The sequence below is a fragment of the Aurantiacibacter rhizosphaerae genome (genome assembly GCF_009807005.1).
GTDB lineage: Bacteria > Pseudomonadota > Alphaproteobacteria > Sphingomonadales > Sphingomonadaceae > Alteraurantiacibacter > Alteraurantiacibacter rhizosphaerae.
The window spans coordinates 563465-586063 of sequence record NZ_WUBR01000002.1 but is presented as its reverse complement, the minus strand read 5'-3'; the positions used below and the strand labels follow the sequence as shown (position 1 = coordinate 586063).

Annotated in this window: 23 protein-coding genes; 11 read left to right on the top strand and 12 right to left on the bottom strand. The window is 61.7% G+C overall.

Features of this window, described 5'->3' with window-relative positions; all coding sequences use genetic code 11:
* Positions 1 to 32: 32 nt before the first annotated feature.
* Positions 33 to 584, bottom strand: coding sequence for a 16S rRNA (guanine(966)-N(2))-methyltransferase RsmD (gene rsmD, locus GRF63_RS10325; protein ID WP_160485914.1), 552 nt, complete (start codon positions 582 to 584; stop codon positions 33 to 35).
* Positions 581 to 1345 carry a pseudouridine synthase gene (locus GRF63_RS10320; protein WP_160485913.1) on the bottom strand — a complete coding sequence of 255 codons (765 nt, stop codon included), beginning with the start codon at positions 1343 to 1345 and terminating at the stop codon, positions 581 to 583. The genes rsmD and GRF63_RS10320 overlap by 4 nt, the downstream gene beginning before the upstream one ends.
* A gap of 98 nt (positions 1346 to 1443) precedes the next feature.
* Here GRF63_RS10320 and GRF63_RS10315 point away from each other — a divergent pair, with 98 nt between their 5' ends.
* Complete coding sequence (locus tag GRF63_RS10315) at positions 1444 to 3186, top strand: AmpG family muropeptide MFS transporter (RefSeq protein WP_160485912.1); 1743 nt, start codon at positions 1444 to 1446, stop codon at positions 3184 to 3186.
* Between the two features lie 3 nt (positions 3187 to 3189).
* Here the strand turns inward: GRF63_RS10315 and GRF63_RS10310 are convergent, their stop codons facing one another.
* The 5 genes from GRF63_RS10310 to GRF63_RS10290 all read right to left on the bottom strand — a co-directional run bounded on the left by GRF63_RS10310 (position 3190) and on the right by GRF63_RS10290 (position 8312).
* Positions 3190 to 4527 carry a bifunctional folylpolyglutamate synthase/dihydrofolate synthase gene (locus GRF63_RS10310; protein ID WP_160485911.1) on the bottom strand — a complete coding sequence of 446 codons (1338 nt, stop codon included), beginning with the start codon at positions 4525 to 4527 and terminating at the stop codon, positions 3190 to 3192.
* Positions 4528 to 4545: 18 nt separating this feature from the next.
* Positions 4546 to 5397, bottom strand: a complete 852-nt coding sequence (accD, locus tag GRF63_RS10305; protein ID WP_160485910.1) for an acetyl-CoA carboxylase, carboxyltransferase subunit beta — start codon at positions 5395 to 5397, stop codon at positions 4546 to 4548.
* A 9-nt stretch (positions 5398 to 5406) separates the two neighbouring features.
* Entirely contained in the window at positions 5407 to 6183 is a 777-nt protein-coding gene (gene trpA, locus GRF63_RS10300) for a tryptophan synthase subunit alpha (RefSeq protein ID WP_160485909.1), read from the bottom strand.
* A 178-nt stretch (positions 6184 to 6361) separates the two neighbouring features.
* Complete coding sequence (gene trpB, locus GRF63_RS10295) at positions 6362 to 7600, bottom strand: tryptophan synthase subunit beta (protein WP_160485908.1); 1239 nt, start codon at positions 7598 to 7600, stop codon at positions 6362 to 6364.
* A 61-nt stretch (positions 7601 to 7661) separates the two neighbouring features.
* Positions 7662 to 8312 carry a phosphoribosylanthranilate isomerase gene (locus GRF63_RS10290; protein WP_160485907.1) on the bottom strand — a complete coding sequence of 217 codons (651 nt, stop codon included), beginning with the start codon at positions 8310 to 8312 and terminating at the stop codon, positions 7662 to 7664.
* Positions 8313 to 8454: 142 nt separating this feature from the next.
* Between GRF63_RS10290 and GRF63_RS10285 the strand changes: the two genes are divergently transcribed.
* On the top strand, positions 8455 to 9042 hold the full coding sequence (locus GRF63_RS10285; protein WP_160485906.1) for a hypothetical protein: 588 nt from the start codon (positions 8455 to 8457) through the stop codon (positions 9040 to 9042).
* Positions 9043 to 9045: 3 nt separating this feature from the next.
* On the opposite strand, the gene pyrF is transcribed toward GRF63_RS10285, so the two are convergent.
* The 3 genes from pyrF to purB all read right to left on the bottom strand — a co-directional run bounded on the left by pyrF (position 9046) and on the right by purB (position 11519).
* A complete protein-coding gene (gene pyrF / locus GRF63_RS10280) occupies positions 9046 to 9720 on the bottom strand; it encodes an orotidine-5'-phosphate decarboxylase (protein ID WP_160485905.1) in 675 nt (224 codons plus the stop codon).
* Positions 9717 to 10115 carry a LapA family protein gene (locus GRF63_RS10275; protein WP_160485904.1) on the bottom strand — a complete coding sequence of 133 codons (399 nt, stop codon included), beginning with the start codon at positions 10113 to 10115 and terminating at the stop codon, positions 9717 to 9719. Before GRF63_RS10275 ends, pyrF begins: the two co-directional genes overlap by 4 nt.
* 90 nt (positions 10116 to 10205) lie before the next feature.
* Positions 10206 to 11519, bottom strand: a complete 1314-nt coding sequence (gene purB, locus GRF63_RS10270) for an adenylosuccinate lyase (protein ID WP_160486327.1) — start codon at positions 11517 to 11519, stop codon at positions 10206 to 10208.
* 175 nt (positions 11520 to 11694) lie between these two features.
* On the opposite strand from purB, the gene GRF63_RS10265 reads away from it, so the two are divergent.
* Positions 11695 to 14484, top strand: coding sequence for a DUF3857 domain-containing protein (locus GRF63_RS10265; protein ID WP_160485903.1), 2790 nt, complete (start codon positions 11695 to 11697; stop codon positions 14482 to 14484).
* A 48-nt stretch (positions 14485 to 14532) separates the two neighbouring features.
* Here the strand turns inward: GRF63_RS10265 and radC are convergent, their stop codons facing one another.
* A complete protein-coding gene (gene radC / locus GRF63_RS10260; protein ID WP_160485902.1) occupies positions 14533 to 15273 on the bottom strand; it encodes a RadC family protein in 741 nt (246 codons plus the stop codon).
* Between the two features lie 49 nt (positions 15274 to 15322).
* On the opposite strand from radC, the gene GRF63_RS10255 reads away from it, so the two are divergent.
* Genes GRF63_RS10255 through GRF63_RS10245 form a run of 3 tightly spaced genes read left to right on the top strand, consistent with a single transcriptional unit; the run spans position 15323 to position 19325 of the window.
* A complete protein-coding gene (locus GRF63_RS10255) occupies positions 15323 to 18670 on the top strand; it encodes an intermembrane phospholipid transport protein YdbH family protein (protein WP_160485901.1) in 3348 nt (1115 codons plus the stop codon).
* A gap of 47 nt (positions 18671 to 18717) precedes the next feature.
* Positions 18718 to 18912: a YnbE family lipoprotein gene (locus GRF63_RS10250; protein WP_160485900.1), complete on the top strand. Its 195-nt coding sequence runs from the start codon at positions 18718 to 18720 to the stop codon at positions 18910 to 18912.
* A 23-nt stretch (positions 18913 to 18935) separates the two neighbouring features.
* Complete coding sequence (locus GRF63_RS10245) at positions 18936 to 19325, top strand: YdbL family probable chaperone protein (protein WP_237392412.1); 390 nt, start codon at positions 18936 to 18938, stop codon at positions 19323 to 19325.
* A gap of 231 nt (positions 19326 to 19556) precedes the next feature.
* On the opposite strand, the gene GRF63_RS10240 is transcribed toward GRF63_RS10245, so the two are convergent.
* Positions 19557 to 19796 carry a hypothetical protein gene (locus GRF63_RS10240; protein WP_160485899.1) on the bottom strand — a complete coding sequence of 80 codons (240 nt, stop codon included), beginning with the start codon at positions 19794 to 19796 and terminating at the stop codon, positions 19557 to 19559.
* 215 nt (positions 19797 to 20011) lie between these two features.
* Here GRF63_RS10240 and GRF63_RS10235 point away from each other — a divergent pair, with 215 nt between their 5' ends.
* From GRF63_RS10235 to GRF63_RS10215, 5 genes are all read left to right on the top strand, one after another.
* On the top strand, positions 20012 to 20335 hold the full coding sequence (locus GRF63_RS10235) for an AtpZ/AtpI family protein (RefSeq protein ID WP_160485898.1): 324 nt from the start codon (positions 20012 to 20014) through the stop codon (positions 20333 to 20335).
* 29 nt (positions 20336 to 20364) lie between these two features.
* Positions 20365 to 21150 (top strand): F0F1 ATP synthase subunit A, encoded by a 786-nt coding sequence (locus GRF63_RS10230; protein ID WP_337189650.1) that lies wholly within the window; start codon positions 20365 to 20367, stop codon positions 21148 to 21150.
* Positions 21151 to 21196: 46 nt separating this feature from the next.
* Positions 21197 to 21424, top strand: a complete 228-nt coding sequence (locus GRF63_RS10225; RefSeq protein WP_160485897.1) for a F0F1 ATP synthase subunit C — start codon at positions 21197 to 21199, stop codon at positions 21422 to 21424.
* A gap of 84 nt (positions 21425 to 21508) precedes the next feature.
* Positions 21509 to 22003: a F0F1 ATP synthase subunit B family protein gene (locus GRF63_RS10220; RefSeq protein ID WP_160485896.1), complete on the top strand. Its 495-nt coding sequence runs from the start codon at positions 21509 to 21511 to the stop codon at positions 22001 to 22003.
* Complete coding sequence (locus GRF63_RS10215) at positions 21996 to 22580, top strand: F0F1 ATP synthase subunit B family protein (protein ID WP_160485895.1); 585 nt, start codon at positions 21996 to 21998, stop codon at positions 22578 to 22580. Before GRF63_RS10220 ends, GRF63_RS10215 begins: the two co-directional genes overlap by 8 nt.
* Positions 22581 to 22599 lie beyond the last annotated feature (19 nt).

Genomic DNA, 22599 nt, shown 5'->3' with positions numbered 1-22599 from the left:
AAAGTGCCCAGGTTACTGAGCGAGAGAAGGCGTCAGTCCGCCGTCGGCCAGCGCAGGATCACAAGCTTTGCCGGGCCAGTGCGGCGCTCCGTCTCGATCTCCAGCGCCTTGATTTGCACATCGTCCTTCGCGCCCACTTCCAGCGCGACCCAGCTTTCCGGTCCGATCCAGCCGAGTCGCACCAGCCGGTCTATCGCCACGGCGCCCGCGTTGGTGCCATAGGGTGGATCCAGCAGGACAAGATCATGCGCCTGCTTTGCCGCGCCCAGCGCCATCACCGATCCGGCAACGACATCGCATTGCTGCTGTGCGCGCAGGCTGGCGATGTTCTGCCGAAGCGCGCGAATGGCGGCGGCGTCCTGCTCCACAAAGAGGCAGTGCGCCGCGCCGCGCGACAGAGCTTCCAGCCCCAGCGCGCCCGATCCGGCGAACATATCCGCCACGCTCAACCCTTCCAACGATCCGAGTCGGCTTGCCAGCATGGAGAACAGCGTTTCGCGCGTGCGATCTGCCGTGGGGCGCGTCGAGTCTCCCACAGGGGCGCGCAATTGCCGTCGCTTCCATTCGCCAGCAATGATCCTCATCGATCGGACCCTGGCTTTAGCGAGCTGCGGAACCTCTCGATATCTTCCCTGCGAATTTCCACTGCGCCGCCGCGAGGCAGGTCTGCAAGGCCGAAGGGGCCATAAGCGATGCGTATCAAGCGGCTGACTTCCAGGCCCAGAAATTCCAGCACGCGGCGCACTTCGCGATTCTTGCCTTCGGTCAGCGAAAGCTCGATCCACTGGTTGCGCCCGGTGCGGCGTTCAAGATTGGCATCGATGGGGGCATAACGCATGCCTTCTATTTCGATGCCATCCATTAGCCCTTCCAGCTGCTCCTGCGTCACATCGCCGAATGTGCGCGCCCTGTATGTGCGCGGAATCTCGGTGGAGGGCAGCTCCATCGTGCGTTTCAGCGCGCCATCATTGGTCAGCAGCAGCAGCCCTTCGGTATTCATATCCAGCCGGCCAACCGGCATCAGCCGCGGCGTATCCTTGGGCAGGGCGTTGCGCAAAGCGGTGTAGATCGTAGGACGTCCGGAAAAATCGCGCTCTGCCGTCAGCAGGCCGGTGGGCTTGTGAAATGCGAACAGGCGCGTGCGTTCCGGCTTGCCCACCAGCTTGCCATCCACGGTTACGCCTCTCAGCGATGTGAGGAATGTGGCGGGCGTGGTCACCACCTCGTCACCGATCTTCACGCGCCGATCATCGATCATGCGTTCCACCTCTCGGCGGCTGGCGACACCTGCGCGGGCAAGCAATTTGGCGATGCGATCGCCCTCGGGCCGTTCTTCCTGGGACATTCGTCGGCCCATAGGCGTTGATGAGCCGTTCATCCAGCCTTCCATTGGCGTGGTTTACGTTTAGACCGAGTAGTTCGCACCCACGCGGAGAGATATTTATGGCCGAAGTGGCCGCAGAAGCGAAAAAATCCAAGCCCGGCTGGCGCGCGCTGGCCCGCTCCCTGAAAAATCCAAAAAGCGGATATATGGCGCTGTTCGGCTTTGCCAGCGGCCTGCCGTTCGCACTGTTCCTGGGCACGCTATACGCCTGGCTGACGGAAGCCGAGGTCAGCGTGGAGACGATGGGCGTGTTCTCGCTGATCGGGCTTGCCTATGCCTTCCAGTTCCTGTGGTCACCCCTGCTGGACAAGGTGAACATTCCCGGCCTGCGCCGCCTGGGCAAGCGCAAGCAGTGGATTGCGCCGATGCAATTGATGCTGGGCATCATCCTGGTAACGATGAGCATTCTCGATCCGAAAAGCCAGCTGGGCCTGTTCAGCCTGCTGGCGGCGATCGGCGCCTTTGCCAGCGCGACGCAGGATATCGCGATCAACGCATGGCGTATCGACGTTGCCGACGAAGAAGCGACGATCGATATCCTGTCCACGATTACGCAAATGGGTTTCCGTCTCGCAGCATTGGTAGGCGGCGCACTAGGTCTGATAATCGCGGAACGGATCGGCTGGCCGCAGACCTATGTAATGATGGGCGTTATCATGCTGGCCATCGGTATCGCCGGTTTGTTTGCGCCCGACGCCGACGTGGCCAAGCGGACCGCCGAGACTGTTGCAGCCGATAACGAAGATGTGGCCGAACTGTACAATGCCGGCGAAATCGAACCGAAGACGCGGAACTGGGCTCTGCTGGGCGTGGGCCTGCTGTGGGCATGGGCCATCGGCACCGTGGTGTTGTTCATGTACCGATCCATGACCTATGCGCCCGACCTGCGGCCCAATCCCACCGAATTTACGGCGACCTATGGCCCGCTGATTATCATCGCCACCATCGTTGTGCCCGCCTTCATCGCGGCATGGCTGGCCAAGTTGAAGAAGGAAGGCCGCAGGGTCATCAGCAACACGGCCGCGGCGTTCAGCCCCCACAATGTGACTTTTACCGATCACCTCTATCGCGCGCTGGTGCTGCCGCTGGTAGAGTTTGTGGGGCGGATGGGCTGGTCCCTTGTCCTGATCCTGTCCCTGGTGCTGACCTATCGCATCACCGATGCGATCTGGGGTACGTTTGCCTATCCGTTCTATCTGGGCGAACTGGAATTCACCGGCGACGATGTTGCCTTCGCCTCCAAGTTCTTCGGCGTGGGCGCGATTATCGCGGGGCTGGCACTGGGCGGCTGGCTGATCACGGTGATTGGCCGCATGTTCACGCTGACACTGGGCGCAGCGTTGGCGGCAGCCACCAACCTGCTTTACGCCGACCTGGCGCTTGGCGGCACATGGATGCAGGCGAGCAGCGATGCCATCGGCTTTACCAAGCTCATCAATTTCATGGCGCCCTTCGGATCGGAAGGGCTGGCTCGGCTGACCTTTACGATCATGTGGGAAAACCTCGCCATCGGCATCGCCGGTGCGGCCTATATCGCGTGGCTATCCAGCATCGTGAACAAGAAATACGCGGCTGTGCAATATGCGTTGCTGGCATCGCTCACCCTGCTGGTGGGCACGTTGGGCCGCGGCGCACTGGGAGAGATGATCGAGGATCGCGGGTATTATTACGTTTTCATCTTCACCGCCCTGATCGGCGTGATCGCGGTGGTGCTGTGCATCCTCGAATGGATACGCGAAGCGCGCAGCCCGCACGAGGCAGGCGTTATCCAGCCGCCACCGGAAAGCGTTCCGGCGGAATAAGCGTCAGTCTGGGAATTCGCGGTTGAGCGTCAGCACCTTGCCCGCGAGGTAGAGCGATCCGCAGATGAGTGCCGTGCCGTCTTTGCCAAGCGGGGCGAGAGCGGACGGCACGTCTTCGGCGGTGGAGACATTGGCGATGCCGGCTTCCCGCGCCAGATCGGCCAGCACTTCAGGCGCAAGGCAATCATTGCCGGGTATCGGCACCGCCGTCAGCGAAGCAATCCGCGGCGCGATAATGGCCAGGAACCGGCGCGCATCCTTGGCGGCCATCATGCCTACAATGGCGTCAATGGGCGCATCGCCCTCATCCTGCAGATAGCGTTCCAGTGCGGTTGCCGCATCGGGATTGTGCCCGCCATCCAGCAGGAAGTGCTTGCCCGGCAATAGTTCGGTGAGCGGCCCATCGCCCAGCTTTTGCAGCCGTGCGGGCCAGCTGGTTTCGCGGATGCCCTGCGCCATTGCGGCGGCAGAAACCGTCACCGTATCCTGAAGCCGCAACATGGCGACTGCCAGCGCGGCATTATCCGCCTGATGCGCGCCCGGCATTGTGGGCAGGGGCAGGTCCAGCCGACCGTGCTTGTCGCGATAGGCGATGGCATCGCTGCCCGCTTCGGCCCACCAGTCATGCCCGCGCATGTGCAGCGGGGCACCGGCTAGCCCCGCGCGGCGCTCCACCTCTGCCACGACATCGGGCGAGTAATTCTGTGTCACCAGCGGAGAGCCGGGGCGCGCGATGCCCGATTTCTCGAACGCGATGCGCACCATCGGATTGTCCGTGGGGGAGGGGGCATCCGGATCTTCGTTCAGCAGGAACTGATCATGATCGATGCCGAGGCTGGCGATGCCGCAGGCGGCAGGCCGCTCCATCACATTGGTGGCATCGAAACGCCCGCCAAGGCCCACTTCGATTACGCATGCATCGGCCGGTTCGCGCGCAAAGGCGAGGAGGGTTGCCGCCGTAGTGACTTCAAAAAAGCTGGGCGACAGATCGCCTGCTGTATCCATCACCTCTTCCAGCAGGCTGGCCAACATGGCATCGGAAATCAGCTTGCCGCCCACCCGAATGCGCTCGTTATAACGCACCAGATGGGGCTTTGTGGCGACATGGACCGTCAGCCCCTCCGCCTCCAGCATTGCGCGCAGGAAAGCGCAGGTTGAGCCTTTGCCGTTGGTGCCTGCCACGTGGAAAACGGGCGGCATCCGCTTTTCTGGATTGCCAAGTCGGGCCAGCAATTCGTGGATCACATCCAGCCCGATGCGCCCCTGCGGCAAGGAGAGGGCGCCCAGCCGGTCCAGTTGCTTCTGAACCGCGGGGTCTTCCGAGATCGCGAAATCCTTCATGCGGACCGGGCGCTGCCGTCAGGCGGCTTTGGCGGGAGAGAGATAATCCAGCAGCTGCGCCAGCGTGGCGCGCAGATCCTTGCGGTGCGTCACCATGTCCACCATGCCGTGCTTGTGCAGGTACTCGGCGCGCTGGAAGCCTTCGGGCAATTGCTCGCGAATGGTTTCCTGGATCACGCGCTGCCCGGCAAAACCGATAAGCGCGCCCGGCTCTGCGATCTGCACATCACCCAGCATGGCATAGCTGGCGGTAACGCCGCCGGTGGTGGGATCGGCCAGCACCACGATATAGGGCAGGCCAGCCTCTTTAAGGCGCCGCGTCATCACCGTGGCGCGCGGCATCTGCATCAGGCTGAGAATGCCTTCCTGCATGCGCGCACCGCCCGCAGCGGTAACGCAGATGAAGCCGCACTTTTCGTCAAGCGCACGCTGGGCCGCGTTGCAGAAGGCATCGCCCACCGCCATGCCCATGCTGCCACCCATGAAGGTGAAATCCTGCACGCCCACCACGGCCTTGTGCCCCTCGATCGTGCCGATAGCGGCGGTGAAGGCATCGGGATGCGGATTGCTGGCACGCGCAGCCTTCAGCCTGTCCGCATAGCGTTTGCTATCCTTGAAGCGCAGCGGATCCTCCGTCACGCGGGGCGGGGGCAGCAATTCGTAGCCGTTATTGTCCAGTATCTGGTTCAGCCGCGTATCTGCGCCAATGCGGCCATGATGGTCGCAATTGGGGCATACGCTGAGGTTCTTTTCGTATTCGCTGCGGAACACCATCTCCTGACACCGAGGACATTTGATCCACAGATTGTCAGGGGATTCGCGCTTGTTGCCGAACGGCAGGCGCTCTCTTACTCGATCTAGCCAGCTCATGGATGTCGCCTATCGGGCAGAATGCACGGCATTGGCAAGTTTTTCGGTAAGCGCGCGCAGGTGTTCGGGCGCCTTATCCCCATGCGTCGCCACCAGTTCCACCAAGGCGGAGCCGACCACCACGCCATCCGCAACCCTGGCGATTGCATCGGCCTGTTCCGGGGTGCGCACGCCGAAGCCCACGGCCACGGGCAGGTCTGTATGCTGCTTTATCCGGCTGACATTGGCCTCGATATCGGCGACCGCCGCGCTCTGCTTGCCGGTGATGCCAGCCACGCTGACATAGTAGAGAAAACCTTGCGATTTATCGAGCACCATGGGCAGGCGCGCTGCATCGGTGGTGGGGGTGGCCAGACGGATCGGCGCAATGCCTTTCTCGCGCAGGGCAGGGCCGAGGTCGTCGTCCTCCTCCGGCGCAAGGTCCACGCAGATCACGCCATCGACGCCCGCTTTTGCCAGTGCATCAGCAAACCATTCGGGCCCGCGACGCACCATCGGGTTGGCATAGCCCATGAGGACCAGCGGCACGTTCGGATGCCGCTCGCGGAAATCACTAGCGAGTTGCAGCACGTCGGCTGTTTTCGTGCCCCGGCCAAGCGCGCGGATATTCGCCGCCTGGATCGCGGGGCCATCGGCCATCGGATCGGTGAAAGGCATCCCCAGCTCGATCACATCGGCGCCGCCAGCGACCAGCGCGTCGAGATTGGCTGCGGTATCCCCGTCGCCCGCGGTGATAAAGCAGACGAGGGCAGGGCCGCGAGAAAAACTGTCGGAAAGTCGGGTCATGATGGCGGCGTCCATAGCCCCGCAGCGATAGCAATCACAATGGCAATTCCACCTGCGAATGGCGCAATCTGCGGTGCGCTGATGGGGTGTCCCGTCACGGCAAAAGCGAGAGCGGTGAGAATGAAGCCAATTGGCAGCCCCAGCAGAAGAAAGATTCCAGCTCGTGCGGGCGAGAATTTCACATCTCCACCCCAAGCGCCTCCGCCACGGTGAAGATGTCCTTGTCGCCGCGTCCGCACAGGTTCGCGCAGATGATCGCGTCCTCAGGCATCTCGCGTGCCACCTTCCCGATGGCCGCGATGGCGTGCGAGGGTTCCAGCGCGGGGATGATGCCTTCGGTGCGGCAGAGGAGCTGGAAGGCGTCCAGCGCTTCGGTATCGGTGGCGTAGGTGTAGTCCACGCGGCCCGATTCCTTCAGCCAGGCGTGTTCGGGGCCGATGCCGGGGTAGTCGAGGCCAGCAGAAATCGAGTGGCCCTCGGTGATCTGGCCGTCATCGTCCTGCAACAGATAGGTCTTGTTGCCGTGCAGGATGCCGGGAAAACCGCCTGCGAGGCTGGCGGCGTGTTCGTCGCCCTCTAGCCCGTGGCCCGCCGCTTCGACGCCCAACATCTTCACGCTTGGATCGTCGAGGAAGGGGTGGAACAGGCCGATGGCGTTGGAGCCGCCGCCGATGGCTGCCACCAGCAGGTCTGGCAAACGGCCGGTACGCTCCAGCATCTGCGCGCGCGCTTCGCGACCGATTACACTTTGAAAATCGCGGACAAGCTCCGGATAGGGATGCGGCCCGGCGGCGGTGCCGATAATGTAGAACGTGTCATGCACATTGGCGACCCAGTCGCGCAGCGCCTCGTTCATGGCATCCTTCAGCGTGGCGCGTCCGCTGGTGACGGGCACCACTTCTGCGCCCAGCAGCTTCATGCGGAACACGTTGGGCTGCTGCCGCTTCACATCGGTTGCGCCCATGAAGATGGTGCAGGGCAAACCAAACCGCGCGCAGACAGTTGCGGTGGCAACGCCGTGCTGGCCAGCGCCGGTTTCGGCGATGATGCGCGTTTTGCCCATGCGGCGGGCGAGCAGGATCTGCCCGATGCAATTGTTGATCTTGTGCGCGCCGGTGTGGTTCAGCTCATCCCGCTTGAACCAGATTTGCGCGCCTTTTCCTTCGGGCGCGTCCTTGCGCAGTTCCTCTGTAATGCGCGGCGCATAGTACAGCGGGCTGGGGCGGCCCACGTAATGCTCCAGCAAATCGTCGAACTCGGCCTTGAAACTGTCGTCTGCCTTGGCGGCGGTATATTCACGCTCAAGATCCAGGATCAGCGGCATCAGCGTTTCGGCAACATAGCGTCCGCCGAACTGGCCGAAATGGCCGCGATCGTCGGGCTGGTTGCGGAAGGAGTTTGGTTTGCTCTCGGTCATGCGAATGCGATTGGCAGAGCGATGCGCGCAAGTCCAGCGAGTCTAAAGGGCAATTATGCGGTTATGCAGCCTGCGCGCGCGCTGCCTTTGCTGCCTCGCAGAATGCCTTGATCTTCGCGATGTCCTTCACCCCCGGCTCGCTCTCCACGCCGGAGGATGCATCCACCAGCGGCGCGCCTGTGTAGCGGACGGCATCGGCCACGTTCTGCGCGTTCAATCCGCCAGCCAGGCCCCAGGGCAGCACGTGGCGGTGGTTCATCAGCAATCGCCAGTCCAGCGTCAGGCCGTTGCCGCCGGGCAAAGCGCCGCCCGCAGCATCATACAGCAGGCGATGGGCGCAATCCTTGTAGATCGCGGCGCGTTCCAGCGATGCACGGTCTTTCACCGCCACGGCCTTCCAGATTTCCAGATCGGAGTTCTGGCGAATCAGGGAAATCCATTCCGGCTTCTCCTTGCCGTGCAGTTGCAGCACATCGGGCTGAATTTCCTGCAAGGCTTCCGCCGTAGGCTTTGGCTCCATATCCACCGTCAGCAGTACGACCTTCACGCTCTTGGGCACACGCACGCGCAGCTTTGCCGCATCATCGATGGAAACGTGGCGCGGTGACTTGGGAAAGTGCACCAGCCCCACGTGTGTGACGCCAGCCTCTATGGCGGCGTCGATGGATTCCTCGGTGGAAAGTCCGCAAATTTTGATGAGCAAATCGGCCATGGCAATCACCTAGTGACCCCGTGATGGTTGGGGAAGGGTTAAGCTGGCCGCACCAGCGTGAAAAAATCCGTCGCGCGTTAAAAAAATAGATAGGTATCAGCAATTAACCCGGGCGAACTTCAAACGTTCGAAGGGGGAAATAATGAATATTCTTGCTGGCGCGGGTTTTGCCGCCGTTGCTGCTGGATTGCTTTACGTGTTCGTCGATCAGAAGCCTGCCGATGTCTATGATATGCCTGTAGATCAGGCCTATGGCTTGCTGACTTCTGTCGATTTCGGGGAATCGAAAGGCGACGTGATGCGCACCAGCACGGGCAATGGATCGAACAAGGTCACCTGGCGCACGCGCGGCAGCCATGTTGGCCGGGCGTGCGATCTAGCGCTTGCGCCGTTCGAAGGCGATGCGGCGCGAACGCATGTGACGGTAACCTGCCAAGGCGGCGGCGCGGGTGAGGGCGCAGCAGCAGGCATGGCCCACAATATGCATCGCGACAATGTGATCGAACGTCTGGATGCAAGGCTGACGGGCCGCGCATTCGATTCGGCGCGCGTTGGCTCCACAGCGTCACGCTGGCCGTCTGACGGGGTGGATGGCAGCTATGGCACGGCTGTTTCCAAGGCGATCGAGATGGACCGCGAAGTTCGCGAGATGCAGGCCGAATCGCGCAAGCCGCGCTCTGCCGAAGAAATTCAGGATGCTCAGATGGATGCCTTCTACGCCGGAGGCTGAGGGTTAAAGCGTCGCCTCGATATCGCGGGCGGCCGTCAGCGGATCATCCGCACGACTGATGGGCCGCCCGATGACCAGCACCGATGCACCATCATCGCGCGCCTTGCGCGGGGTAACGACACGCTTCTGATCCGCCGTGGCCTTGCCGCCGGGGCGCAGGCCGGGAACGACGAAGAAGCCGTCCTTCCACTGCTTGTGAACAGAGCCGACTTCCTGGCCCGAACACACGATGCCATCCAGCCCGCTGGCCTGTGCCAGTTCCGCCAGACGCATTACGTGATCGTGCGGGCTGCCGGATACGCCAGTTCGCTCCAGATCGCGCTCATCCAGGCTGGTGAGCATGGTGACGGCGACGACCTTGGTATTCTCTCCCGCAGCGGCCTTGGCATCTTCCATCATCGCGCGGCCGCCGCTGGCATGCACCGTCATGATGGCAGGTTCCAGCACATGCAGCGATTGCATGGCACCTGCCACGGTGTTGGGAATATCGTGCAGCTTCAGATCCAGGAAAAGGGGCAGGCCCAGTTGCGCGATTTCGTGCACGCCGTGGGTGCCGTGGGCGCAGAAGAATTCCAGCCCCAGCTTCACCCCGCCGATATGGCCCTTCACCTTGCTGGCCAAAGCCTTGGCCGCATCCAGCTGCGGCACGTCCAGCGCCAGGTAGATCGGGTTGCTCATACCTTTGGTTCGTTCTCGTCTGTATAGCCGGGCCGGGTGGTCACCACTCTCTGATCGGAGCCATCGCCTGGTCGCATCGGTGCCTCGTGGTCGTGGTGTTCATCCACGTGCTGTTCTTCAGCCTCGGCTTTCGTCACGGGCGTTACAGCGGCGGTGCGAGCGGCATTTTCCAGGCTCTGGATCTTGCGTTGCAGGCGCCATTTGCTGGCCCGGTGGTACAGCCACATGGGCACAAAGCCGATGGCGAAGGACACGATCACGATCGCCGGTATCTTGGTATCCACCACGATGCCCTGCCAGATCCGCACGGTAACGGTGGGATCCCAATTGGCGATGGAGAACAACAGCAGGCCTACCAGCAGCAGCACCCAGATGACTGTGCGAACGATTTGCATGCGTTACCTTCCTGTCCTTACGCTTCGATCCCGGATGCTAGTCGCTCCCTTCCGGCTTGGGAAGGGTGCGCCTTGCAGCCGGGCAGCACGTCAGTCGCCAAACACGCGATCGAAAATCGTGTCGACATGCTTGAAATGGTAATCGAGGTTAAACTTCTCTTCGAGCTGTTCGTCCGTCATCGCGGCCTTCACTTCTTCGTCTGCCTTCAGCAGTTCCAGAAGCGACATCTGCCCATCCGATTCCCACACCTTCATGGCATTGCGCTGCACCAGCCTGTAAGCATTGTCGCGCGTGATGCCGGCCTGCGTCAGCGCCAGCAGAACCCGCTGCGAGTGGACAAGGCCGCCCATCTTGTCGAGGTTCTTCTGCATCCGTTCGGGATAGACCAGCAGCTTGTCCACCACGCCCGTCAGGCGGGCCAGCGCAAAATCCAGGGTGATGGTGGCATCGGGGCCGATGAAGCGTTCGACGCTGGAGTGCGAGATATCGCGCTCGTGCCACAGCGCCACGTTTTCCAGCGCGGGCAGGGCGTAGCCGCGGATAATGCGGGCCTGCCCCGTCAGATTCTCAGTCAGGATCGGGTTGCGCTTGTGCGGCATGGCCGATGAACCCTTCTGGCCGGGGGAGAAATACTCCTCTGCCTCCAGCACCTCGGTCCGCTGCAAATGGCGAACTTCCACCGCCAGCCGCTCCATCGAGGACGCGATAACGGCCAGCACGCTGAAATACATGGCATGGCGATCGCGCGGGATAACCTGGGTGGACACAGGCTCTGCCACCAGACCCAGTTTCTCGGCGACGTATTCCTCAACACTGGGATCGATATTGGCAAAGGTGCCCACCGCGCCGGAGATGGCGCAGGTGGCGATTTCCTTGCGCGCGGCCTGGAGGCGGTCACGGCAGCGGTCGAACTCGGCATAGGCTTGCGCCAGCTTGAGGCCGAAAGTGGTCGGCTCTGCATGGATACCGTGGCTGCGGCCGATGGTGGCGGTGTACTTGTGCTCTTCTGCGCGGCGTTTCAGCGCGTCCAGCAGGCCGTCGAGATCTTCCAGCAGGATATCGGTGGCGCGCACCAGTTGCACGGCCAGCGTGGTATCCAGCACATCGGAACTGGTCATGCCCTGATGCATGAAGCGCGCTTCAGGCCCCACTTCATCGGCCACCCAATCGAGGAAGGCGATCACGTCATGCTTCAGCACGCGCTCTTTCTCGTCGATGGCGGCAACGTCGATCTTCGGGTTCGTCGCCCACCAGTCCCACAGCGCCTTGGCACCGCTTTCGGGCACCACGCCCAGATCGGCCAGCTTTTGCGTCGCATGCGCTTCGATCAGGAACCAGATCTCGTATTTCGTTTCCGGCTCCCAGATCGCTGACATGGCAGGGCGGGAATAGCGGGGGACCATCGTGAACTCCGGGATGATATAGCTTGTGAATGTGGCTGCGCGGCTAGGGCCTGTGCCCGCAATTGGCAAGACGCGGCATGCCGCGCGCGGCCCGATGATTTGCTTTCTGCCCAGCTTCATGGTGAGAATACGGTAATCACCCGGCGCTATAAACGTCGGTGAACAGGGGAAAATCATGCACAAGTCCATCGCCGCACTACCGCTTCTAGCCGTTGCAATAAGCGCACCGGCCCATGCTGGCGAAGAACCGCTGTATCAGCCCGCGCCTGCCTGGGTGGAGGAAGCGGATGTGCAGACGGTGTTGTCCGACGATGGCCCGGCGACCTTGCTTTACGACTGGCAGCACCGCCTGGAGGATGGCGTTGCATGGGTCTATCATGACTGGGTGCAGCGCATCGATAATCCGCAGTCGCTGATGCAGGCCAACACACAGACGCTGCAATGGCTGCCGGACAAGGGTGACCTGATCGTCCACCGCATGGATATCATTCGCGACGGTGAAGTTATCGACCTGCTGGATCAGGGCGTTACGCTGGACGTGCTTCGCCGCGAGCAGGGGCTGGAGCAGCGCCTGCTGGATGGCAGCCTGACGGCCACCGTTTCCGTGCCCGGCTTGCGTGAAGGCGACATGCTGCGCATTGCGCACACGATTTCCACCGATGATCAGGCGCTGGGGGACGAGGTGCAGGCCGTGCAGTATCTTCCCAGTGAGCCATGGCAGGTGGGCACCGCCCGCGCCGTGATGAGCTGGCCTGCTGATGAGGATATCCTTTGGGGAGTGGAGGACCGCGTGGGGCTGGAGCAGCCGGAATTGCGTGACGGATATCGCTTCCTCACGGTCGATCTGCCATTGGCTGAAGCCGATCCCGTGCCGCAAGATGCACCGTCCCGCTACCTTCGTCCGGCAATTCTGCGCGCAGGCAGCTTCAGCGATTGGCAGGAAGTTTCCGCCGTGATGGCACCACATTACGATGCTGCAGCAGAAGCGGGCTCCGGTTCCGATGTGGCCGGTCTGGCCCGCGATATCATGGCCAGGGCAGACGATCCGCTGGAACGCGCCGCGCTTGCCGTTCGACTGGTGCAAGACGAGGTCAGTTACCTGCTCAACGGCCTCGATGGCGGAAACTATCTGCCGCAGTCCGCCGAAGAAACGTGGGACGTGCGCTATGGCGATTGCAAAGCAAAGTCCGTGCTGTTGCTGTCATTGCTGCGCCAAATGAATATCGATGCAGAGCCGGTTCTGGTCAGCACGCAAATGGGAGATGCCATACCTGAACTGCTGCCCCTTCCGGCGGCTTTCAACCACGTCATCGTGCATGCCATGATCGACGGCACGGACTACTGGCTCGACGGCACCAGCTCTGCCACGCGCCTCGCGACGATTGGCGATGTGCCGCCTTTCCATTACGCGCTGCCTTTGCGAGAGGGCGGGGCCGATCTGGTACCCATGCAGCAGCGCGATCTCGCGGTGCCGCAAATGAGAATGGTCATGAATGTGGATCATTCCGCAGGCGTCGATTTGCCCGCATTGATGGCGCTGGAATTTCGCTTGAGCGGACCTGCCGCCGCACAAATGCAGGCGATGGTCGATGCCGACAATCCCGCCATGTTGCAGCAGATGGCGCGATCGATGGCGGGGCAGGGCAATTCGCAGATGCAGGTCAGCGCCCTCAATGTCTCTTATGACGAGGATGCCGCGGTTGCCACAATCGAGGTTGAAGGCATTCTGCCACCATATTTCGAATGGACCGACGGCCGCTTGCGATCCTCTGTAGATACCGGCGACCAGTTCGCTGAATTCAACCCGGATCGCGCTCGCCCTGCGTGGCGCGATATCCCCGTCGCCACGCAAGGACCGATGCGGCAGTCATTCGATCTCACGATGATGCTGCCGCAGCAAGGCGACGGTTTTTCGCTTGAGGGGGATCGGCAGATGGAAGCGGGCTTCGGGAACATGCGTTTCACAAGCTCGGCCAGCATCGCCGGTGGCGAAATGCGCGCCGCTGCCGAAGCTTTCGGTCTCTTGGGAGAGATTGCCCCGGAAGACCTTCCTCAGGCGCGCCGATCCTTCCGCGAAATCGCGAACCGCTCGCTTGAACTCGTTCCGCCTGAAGATGTGACGTGGCGCTGGAAGCTTAGCGACAGCCAGCGGGCCGAGCGGGCCGCGCCCATTCTTGAAGCCTATGGCAAAGCCATCGAATTTGCGGAGGACGACGATTTCGGTGCCCTGATCGGACGCGCGCGTTTCCTTGGCTCGATATATGATTTCAATGCTTCGCTGAAAGATTTCGACGCTTTGATTGCAGAGCAGCCAAGCGCATGGGCCTATACCCAGCGATCGTGGCTGCACCGGACTAAAGGCGATTACGAGGCAGTCCTCGACGACCTGCAATCAGCCTATGAACTAGAATATGCCAACGGCACCGCGCTCAACATCGCACGAGAACTCGCCTATCTCGGCCGAATAGAGGAAGCGCGTGAATTGCTGGGGTCGCTGGTCGTCAGCGATGATGAAAGGCTTGCGCACAAGGACATGCTGGCCACGGTTGCCGCTATAGACGGCCAATTGGAAGTAGCACGCCAATTCATTGCCGATGCCGTGGCGGACGCTCCGCAAAGTGCCGCTGCGCTGAATTCCGATTGCTGGTTCCGGGGGCTGTGGAACATCGGACTGGAAGATGGGCTGGAGGTTTGCACCCAGTCCATCGAACGCGCCAGCAATGCCGCTGCAGCACTGGACAGCCGCGCGCTGATCAACTTCCGCTTGGGCGATTACCCAAGCGCGATTGCCGATCTGGATGGTGCACTGGCCATCTCCCCCGGCCTTGCCGAGTCGCACTATTTGCGCGGACTGGCGAAATTGCATGCCGGGGTTGATGGCGCAGAAGACGACCTTACCGTCGCCCTGCGCATGGCGCCGCATTTGGAGGATTTCTATACCCGCCACGGCATCGTCGCGCCCTGACAATACGCCCTGACCATAGGCCGTAAACATAGGCCGTAAACAGGCGCGCTAGATTAGCCCCTTGGAGCGCATGGAGACATGCCCCTCTCGCCCCACGATCACATGGTCATGCACCGTGATGCCAAGCGGCCTGCCGGCCTCTGCAATCTGCTTGGTAATCTGGATATCGGCGCGGCTGGGTTCGGGATTGCCGCTGGGGTGATTGTGCACAAGGATCATGGCCGATGCGCCAAGGTCCAGCCCGCGCTTGATAACCTCGCGCGGGTGGATGGCGGCTTCGTCCACCGTGCCATCGCCAAAATGGTGGTCCAGCAGCAGGCGGTTTCTGGCGTTGAGATATAGCACGCGAACGCGTTCGGTATGCAGATGCGCCATGTCGATCGCGAGGTAATCCAGCAGCGCCTGCCAGCTGCCCAGCACGGGCTTGTCCTGCACTTCACTGCGGGCCATGCGGCGGGCCACCAGCCCGGCGATCTTGATCTGGCCGACACTGGCATCGCTGATGCCTTTTACCTGTTTGAGGGCAGCGGGTTCTGCATTCAGAACCCCGGCCAGCGTGCCAAAGCGGGCCAGCAGCGCCTTTGCCATCGGCTTTGTGTCACCCCGCGCAAGGGCGCCGAACAGGAGGTATTCCAGAACTTCGTAATCGGCCAGGGCTTCTGCGCCGCCGCCCAGCAGCCGTTCGCGCAGCCGGGCGCGATGGCCTGCTGCGCCGGAACGGGCCGCACCGGCATTGGCTGCGCCTGATTCTTGCGTATTTTGAATGTCCTGCGCCACGCGGCCCTTCATGCCCCTTCAAGCTTTCATTGCCTTTGTCATCACACTCGCGCAAGTGTCGATGCCAATGACGCAGGGTTCGCAAGATACGATTGATGCGCGCCCAAAGGGGCGCAAGCGACGATTGTTGCGCAAGGTGTTTCGCATCCTTTTCGTCTGTCTGCTGGTGGCGGTGGCGATTGTCTGGCTGCGGCGGGAGCGGATTGCCGACAATGTGATTGCCGATGCGCTGGCACAGCGCGACATCCCGGCCACCTACACCATCGAAACCATATCGCCGGGCAAGCAGGTGCTGTCTGACATCGTGATCGGCGATCCGGACCGGCCGGACCTGACGGTGGAGCGGATAGATGTACTGATCACGCCGCGATTCGGCCTGCCCGATGTGACAGAGATCCGCCTGATCAGGCCGCGCCTGTTCGGCACCGTGCGCGATGGGGTGGTGAGCTTTGGCACGCTTGATCCGCTGATCTTCACCGGCGGAGACGGGCCTTTCGAATTTCCCGCATTGAACCTCGCCATCGATGATGGGCGCGCGCTGATGGAGACGGATTACGGCCGCGTCGGCGTGAAGCTCAGCGGCGGCGGGCATTTGCGCGGCGGCTTTCAAGGCGTGCTGGCGGCGGTGGCGCCCGATCTTTCTGCCGGTGATTGCCGGGGCGAAGACGTAACGCTGTTCGGCAATGTCTCTATCGATGCGGAGCGGCCCGAATTTCATGGCCCCGTGCGCTTTGCCGCGCTGAATTGCGAGGAAAGCGGTCTCGCCATCACGGATACAGGCGTGGAGCTTGACCTTCAGGCAGAGCGCAATCTGGCGGAATACGAGGGCGACATTGCTTTCGTCGCGGGCTCGGTAAGTGTCGCAGACATGGCTGCGGCCATGCGCGGTGATGGCAGCTTTACCTGGCACGATGAGGACCTGAACATCCGTTATGACGTGACGGCCAGCGATGCGGACACGCCCTATGCGGCGGTTGGGTCACTGACGCTGGAAGGACGGGTGCGCGCGCTGGAGAATTTCCGCCAGGTAGAAATCGAAGGCGATCTGGCAGGCGAGAATCTGCAGATGGGCCGGCAATTGCTGGCTGGCTTGGCCGACGCCGAATCGGCAAGTGGCGGCACCTTGTTGCAGCCCTTGCTGGCGAGGTTCGAATCGAGCTTGCTGCGCGAACTGCGGGGCAGCACGGTTTCCGCCAGCTTCACGGCCCGCCGGGATGAAAATCGCAGCAGCATCGCCATCCCGCAGGCATCGCTGAGAGGCGGCAGCGGGGCAACGCTGCTGGCGCTTTCGCGCGGCCAGATCACGATGGGCCAGGGTAGGGGTGGAGGAAGCTCCGCCATTCCGTTCTTCTCAGGCAATTTCCAGACCGGCGGTTCCGGCTTGCCCCGCATATCCGGCAGGATGGAACAGGCCGCCAGTGGCGCGCTGGAGATGCGCATGGCGATGGCCGAATATTCAGCCGGGAATGCCAGCATCGCCTTGCCGCAATTGCGATTGTTGCAGGGAAGCGGCGGACGGATTGCGCTGTCAGGCCGGGCGCTGGCCAGCGGAGCCTTGCCCGGCGGCTTTGTCTCCGGCTTGATCATTCCGCTGGATGTCACCGTATCTCCCGGCGGTGATCTTGCCATGTGGCGTGGCTGCCGCGATCTGCGGTTTGACCGGCTGACGCTGGCCAATCTCTCGCTGGGCCGCCAGTCGATTACCCTGTGCCCGCAATCCGGCCAGCCTATCCTGCGCTACGGCAGTGGGGGTCTGAAATTCGCGGCGGGCACGAATGCTCTCAACCTATCGGGCACTTTGGCGCAAACGCCGATTCGCTTGCGGTCCGGCCCCTTGGGCGTTGCCTATCCCGGCGCGTTTGCCGCGCGGGACCTTGATATCGAACTGGGGCCACAGGGGCGCGCCCAGCGATTTACCATTACGGATTTGCGCGCCGATCTCTCGGCAGAGTCCATTGGCGGTGATTTTACGGGCGCCGACGTTTTCCTCGCATCCGTCCCGCTCGATATCTTCGATGCCTCCGGCAACTGGCGCTATGTCGATGATCGCCTGAAAATAGAGCAGGGCGATTTTCGCCTGGAGGACCGGCAGGAAAACGACCGGTTCGAGCCGATGGTGGCACGCGATGCCACGCTCTCTCTGTTCGACAATGTCTTATTGGCCGATGCGGTATTGCGCGAACCCGTAACAGGCCGTGCGATCAGCGATGTACAGATTGCCCACAATCTCGGCAGCGGCACCGGCCACGCCGATCTGAATGTCCAAGGCATCACCTTCGACGATGCCCTGCAGCCTGCGCCAACCGCTGGCCAATGCCTTGATAGCCCGGTCTCGGCGCAGCAGCGCCCTCGCGGCCTCACCTGCCTTGCGCTGGGCGTGGTCAGCAATGTGGAGGGGACGGTCACCGGCACGGGCCGGATTGACTGGAACGCGGTGGAAGTCACCTCCAGCGGCCAGTTCAGCAGCGATTCGCTCAATCTTGCCGCAGCCTTTGGCCCCGTGCGCGGCGCCAGCGGGACGGTGGTTTTTACCGATCTGCTCAACCTCACCACCGCGCCGGACCAGCGCATCGCCATCGAATCGGTCAATCCGGGGATAGAGGTGCTGGACGGCGAAGTGCTGTTCCAGCTGCGCAATGCAGAGGTGCTGGCCGTGCAGGGCGGCAGCTGGCCCTTCATGGGCGGCACACTTCGCTTAAGGCCCGTAAACATCCGCTTCGGCGTGGAGGAGGAGCGGTCCTACATCCTGGTGATCGAAGGACTGGAAGCCTCCCGCTTCGTGGAGCAGATGGAGCTGGGCAATCTTGCCGCATCCGGCATCTTCGATGGCACTGTGCCCATCATCTTTGATGCAGCGGGCAACGGCAGGCTTGAGGCCGGCATCCTCAATTCCCGGCCCCCCGGTGGCCATGTCTCCTATGTGGGAGAGCTGACCTATGAGGATATCGGTTTCTTCGGCAACCTCGCCTTCTCGGCCCTGCGCGATCTCAGCTATGACGCCATGACCATTGCGATGGACGGGCCGCTGACGGGCGAATTGGTAACGCAGGTCCGCTTTGAAGGGGTGGGGCAGGGCGAAACGGCGGAAAGCAATATCGTAACCCGCGCCATCGCCGATCTGCCGATAGAACTGCGCATCAATATCCGCGCGCCCTTCTACAAGCTTATCAACTCCATCCGCGCGCTTTACGATCCCAGCGCGGTGCGCGATCCGCGCGATCTGGGCCTGCTGGCCGATGATGGGGTGATCCTGCGCGACGCCGTGGATCAGGAAACTGTGGATGAACGCGATGCCGCGGCAGAGGAAGAGGCGCAGCGCGAACTCAACGAAGCGCTCGATGCTTATGAAGACGAATTCGAAAACGATGAAGCCGATATTCAGCCCCAGGAAAGCGAGGCGATGCAATGATGCATGCGAAATTGACGAAATGGGCCTGTCGCGCGCATAAGTCCTCCATGAGGGGGATATCGCGCGAACGGGCCTTTGTGATGGCGATAGCGGGCGCGATCCCGCTCGCCGGGTGCATCACACTGGAAGCACCTGACGAGCCGATCGTGATCGAGCTTAATATCAACATCACGCAGGAAGTGATTTATCGCCTGGCCGAAGACGCCGGGAATACGATTGACGAAAACGCCTCGATCTTCTGACAGGCGTATCGCGAGGAGCGAGAATGATGACGAGTGCCAAGATTTTCCTGAAGATCGCCGGAGCCGCTGCGATGCTGGGCATGCTTGCCTCTCCCGCACAGGCACAGCGCGATCCCGCGTACCAGTCCGCCCGCAGCAGTGGGCAGGTGGGTGAGAAGATGGACGGCTATCTCGGCATCGTTGGTGCCGCGACGCCTGATCTTCGCCGCCTGGTGGATGACATCAATATCCGCCGCCGCGCCGTTTATGCAGAGCAGGCACAAGCGAACAATGCGACGCTGGAGGAATACGCCTTCACCGCAGGCTGCCTCGCCATATCGCGCACCTCTGCCGGAGAGATGTACCAGGCACCCGACGGATCCTGGCAGAAGCGCGGCAGTGGTGCCCCGCAGCGCGATCCGCGTTGCCCATAGTCTTAATTCGGAGCGTCAGCTTCTGGCCAGGTTGCGGGCTTTTGATCAGTCGCTTCGAAGTGGTCGGCGCCTGAGCCGTCCAGAACGGTCCATTTCGATAGCACGGCGACCAGCGATACCCTCGTAGTCTCCGCTTGTTCGTTTTCCCTTGCCGTCAGCCACTGTCACAGTGATGACATTATTGCCGCAATAGGTGGCGGTCGCTTGCGTGAGATCGCTTATAAAGCCGCCCTATTGCTGCACCAGCCGACGCAATGCATCGGCGCTGCGGCGAGCAGCAAGCAAGGTTGAAGTGCGTGGTCGACCTTCGGTAATCCGGCCAGTCAGAAAGTCTACGGTCAGCCGGTTGTCGCGTGATCGGGCTGCATCGCCGAAGAAATCGAGTTCGTAAAAGTTAGTCAGAAAGCTCACTCCATCGCCCAGCGATGCGGCGACGTTGTGAACAAATGCGCGCAGTGCTCCATGTTTCATCAAAATGGTCTTTCTGATCGAAGCTATATAGCAGCCGCTTTCCACCCAATTCCTGCCATTCGAGTGCGCGCCTGGCCAGTCCTTACTAGGTTCGCCGCAAATACCCTTTAACATGGCCGCACCGGTTGACTCTAAAACACCCCCCTTCTAAGGGGGCGGCGCCCTCGGCGGGTAGCGCGTTGCGTGTGTCATTTTCCTCACCTAGAGAGATCGGCATGAGCGACGAGAAACCTGCACGGCAACCCATCGGCGAAGACGCGCGTATCGACGCGCTCGAGGAGCGGCTGAAAACCGCACGCGAGCGAGAAGAGAAGCGCAACGCGCCGCAGGTCAGAGGAGTTGGCTCCAGCGACAAGGCTGGCAGTCGAGCTCTGACGGACCTGATCGGTGGGCTTGTTGGCGGGGTTGTTGTCGGATGGACCGTTGGTTGGTTGTTCGATGTCAATCCGTGGGGTCTGTTGGTGGGACTGTTCCTTGGGATCGTGGTCGCCTTCAGAAATATTATTCGGGCATCCAAACAGCCGCCTTCGGGCGACTGAGCGGACAAAACGCAAGGGTTTAGAAAGACGTGGCAGGCGAAACAGCCAAGGTCGATCCGATGCACCAGTTCACAATCGAGCCTCTGCTCGGTTCGAACCTGGACGTCGCGGGATTCAATATTGCGTTCACCAACTCCGCGTTGTGGATGTTGATCACGGCCGTCGTGCTGTGGATCTTCATGCTTGGCGGAATGAAGCGTGAGCTGGTGCCTGGTCGCTGGCAGATGACGGTGGAAACCTTCACCGGCTTCATCGACGATATGCTGGAAGCCAATGTGGGCAAGGCGGGGCGCAAATATGTGCCCTATATCTTCAGCCTGTTCATGTTCATCCTGTTTGCCAACCTGCTGGGCCTGCTGCCGCTGGGCATCGTTGGCGTGCATCCCTTTACTTTCACCAGCCACTTCACCGTCACCGGCGTGCTGGCGATTATCTCCTTCTCGATCGTGCTGCTGGTAGGCTTCTACAAGCACGGCTTCCACTTCTTCAGCCTGTTCGTGCCGCATGGCACGCCGCTGCCGATGATCCCGATCATCTTCCCGATCGAGCTGATCTCGTTCATGGTGCGCCCCTTCAGCCTTGGCCTGCGACTGTTCGTTGCCATGATGGCCGGCCACGTGTTGCTGGAAGTTCTCTCCAGCTTCGTGATCGACGGCTGGAACGCAGGCGCCGGTTTCGGTCTGCTTGTCGGCGTTCCCAGCTTCCTGCTGATGATCGGCATCTGCGCGCTGGAAATCCTGGTTGCGGCCATTCAGGCCTATGTTTTTGCACTTCTCTCGTCGCTGTACATCAACGACGCCGAGAACCTGCACTAAGTTCGTAAATACTCTCCCTAACGAATTCTCTTGAAAGGATAATCTCATGGATATGGAAGCTGCAAAGCTGATCGGTGCCGGTCTTGCTGCAATCGGTGCCGGCATGGCCGCCATCGGTGTGGGTAACGTGTTCGGCTCGTTCCTCGAAAGCGCTCTGCGCAACCCCGGTGCTGCAGACGGCCAGCAGGGCCGCCTGTTCATCGGCTTCGCCGCAGCCGAACTTCTCGGCCTGCTGGCGTTCGTGGTCTCGATGATCCTGATCTTCGTCGCCTGATCGACTTGCCGAATGCTGGCCGGGCGATGTGCGTCCGGCTGGCGTTCAATTTTATAATCTCGCGCAGATAGGCGGAATCCGTCCATGCCCCAGATAGCCCAATTGGCCGAAACCTATGCCAGCCAGATCTTCTGGCTGCTGCTGATCTTCGGCTTCGTCTATTTCGTCATCGGTCGTGGCATGGTGCCGCGCGTGATGGACACTGTCGGACTTCGTGACAAGCAGATCGCAGACGATCTGGCTGCCGCACAGTCTGCGCGCGATGCATCGGATGAGGCGGAAGAAGCCTGGCGCCAGCGTGAGAACGCCAATCGCGAGGCGGCGCAGGCGCTGGTAAACGAAGCCAAGGCGAAGGCCCAGGCGTCCACCGAAAGCAGACTGGCAACGGTGCAATCGGGTATCGATGCGCAGCTGGAAGATGCCGAAGCCCGCATCGAAGCCAGCCGTGCAGAGGCTGCTGCCGAAATCGAGACTGTCGCTGCGGAAGCGGCGCAGGACATTGCTGCACGGCTCGCCAATATCTCCGTTACCAAGACCGAGGCCCGCTCGGCCGTGAAGAAGGCGATGGCCCATGGCTAATCCGACTGACGCTCCGCTGCCGCAAGTATTCGAAACCGAAAGCCCCGAGGCTTTCGTCGAAGCGGGCCATGGCACTGAGGTAGGGCATGCGGAACCCGAACTGCTCGGCCTGGTGCCGTTCCAGTGGGTTTCCATCGCGATGTTCGTGCTGCTGCTGATCGCCTTCCTGGGCGCCAAGGTGCACAAGACCATCGCCGGCGGCCTGGACAACAAGATCAAGGCCATTCGCGACAATTTGGACGAGGCAAAGCAATTGCGCGCCGAAGCCGAAGCGCTGCGTGAGGAATATGCCACCAAGATCGCCGGTGCCGAGAAAGACGCCGAAGCTATGCTGGACAATGCCCGCCGCGAGGCCGACGGCATCGTTGCCAAGGCAGAGGAAGACACTGCATCCATGATCGCCCGCCGCGAACGCATGGCGCAGGACAAGATCGCTGCCGCTGAACGCCAGGCTCTCGCAGACCTGCGCGCACGGGCAGCCGATGCGTCGACCGCTGCTGCTGCGCAGTTGATTGCCCAGAACCACGACGCCGCTGCCGACAAGGCGCTGGCGGACGAGGTTATCGCCCACATCTGATCGCGCAGCTGCGGTCGTC

What these genes read in the sequence shown, in the direction of transcription:
- rsmD (WP_160485914.1), bottom strand. Translation starts at nt 584, where the DNA reads ATGAGGATCATTGCTGGCGAATGGAAGCGACGGCAATTGCGCGCCCCT.
- GRF63_RS10310 (WP_160485911.1), bottom strand. Translation starts at nt 4,527, where the DNA reads ATGAAGGATTTCGCGATCTCGGAAGACCCCGCGGTTCAGAAGCAACTG.
- purB (WP_160486327.1), bottom strand. Translation starts at nt 11,519, where the DNA reads ATGGTCCCCCGCTATTCCCGCCCTGCCATGTCAGCGATCTGGGAGCCG.
- accD (WP_160485910.1), bottom strand. Translation starts at nt 5,397, where the DNA reads ATGAGCTGGCTAGATCGAGTAAGAGAGCGCCTGCCGTTCGGCAACAAG.
- GRF63_RS10220 (WP_160485896.1), top strand. Translation starts at nt 21,509, where the DNA reads ATGCCCCAGATAGCCCAATTGGCCGAAACCTATGCCAGCCAGATCTTC.
- GRF63_RS10245 (WP_237392412.1), top strand. Translation starts at nt 18,936, where the DNA reads ATGATGACGAGTGCCAAGATTTTCCTGAAGATCGCCGGAGCCGCTGCG.
- GRF63_RS10240 (WP_160485899.1), bottom strand. Translation starts at nt 19,796, where the DNA reads ATGAAACATGGAGCACTGCGCGCATTTGTTCACAACGTCGCCGCATCG.
- trpB (WP_160485908.1), bottom strand. Translation starts at nt 7,600, where the DNA reads ATGACCGAGAGCAAACCAAACTCCTTCCGCAACCAGCCCGACGATCGC.
- GRF63_RS10275 (WP_160485904.1), bottom strand. Translation starts at nt 10,115, where the DNA reads ATGCAAATCGTTCGCACAGTCATCTGGGTGCTGCTGCTGGTAGGCCTG.
- GRF63_RS10290 (WP_160485907.1), bottom strand. Translation starts at nt 8,312, where the DNA reads ATGGCCGATTTGCTCATCAAAATTTGCGGACTTTCCACCGAGGAATCC.
- GRF63_RS10320 (WP_160485913.1), bottom strand. Translation starts at nt 1,345, where the DNA reads ATGTCCCAGGAAGAACGGCCCGAGGGCGATCGCATCGCCAAATTGCTT.
- GRF63_RS10315 (WP_160485912.1), top strand. Translation starts at nt 1,444, where the DNA reads ATGGCCGAAGTGGCCGCAGAAGCGAAAAAATCCAAGCCCGGCTGGCGC.
- GRF63_RS10265 (WP_160485903.1), top strand. Translation starts at nt 11,695, where the DNA reads ATGCACAAGTCCATCGCCGCACTACCGCTTCTAGCCGTTGCAATAAGC.
- GRF63_RS10235 (WP_160485898.1), top strand. Translation starts at nt 20,012, where the DNA reads ATGAGCGACGAGAAACCTGCACGGCAACCCATCGGCGAAGACGCGCGT.
- GRF63_RS10285 (WP_160485906.1), top strand. Translation starts at nt 8,455, where the DNA reads ATGAATATTCTTGCTGGCGCGGGTTTTGCCGCCGTTGCTGCTGGATTG.
- pyrF (WP_160485905.1), bottom strand. Translation starts at nt 9,720, where the DNA reads ATGAGCAACCCGATCTACCTGGCGCTGGACGTGCCGCAGCTGGATGCG.
- trpA (WP_160485909.1), bottom strand. Translation starts at nt 6,183, where the DNA reads ATGACCCGACTTTCCGACAGTTTTTCTCGCGGCCCTGCCCTCGTCTGC.
- GRF63_RS10225 (WP_160485897.1), top strand. Translation starts at nt 21,197, where the DNA reads ATGGATATGGAAGCTGCAAAGCTGATCGGTGCCGGTCTTGCTGCAATC.
- GRF63_RS10215 (WP_160485895.1), top strand. Translation starts at nt 21,996, where the DNA reads ATGGCTAATCCGACTGACGCTCCGCTGCCGCAAGTATTCGAAACCGAA.
- GRF63_RS10255 (WP_160485901.1), top strand. Translation starts at nt 15,323, where the DNA reads ATGCCAATGACGCAGGGTTCGCAAGATACGATTGATGCGCGCCCAAAG.
- radC (WP_160485902.1), bottom strand. Translation starts at nt 15,273, where the DNA reads ATGAAGGGCCGCGTGGCGCAGGACATTCAAAATACGCAAGAATCAGGC.
- GRF63_RS10250 (WP_160485900.1), top strand. Translation starts at nt 18,718, where the DNA reads ATGAGGGGGATATCGCGCGAACGGGCCTTTGTGATGGCGATAGCGGGC.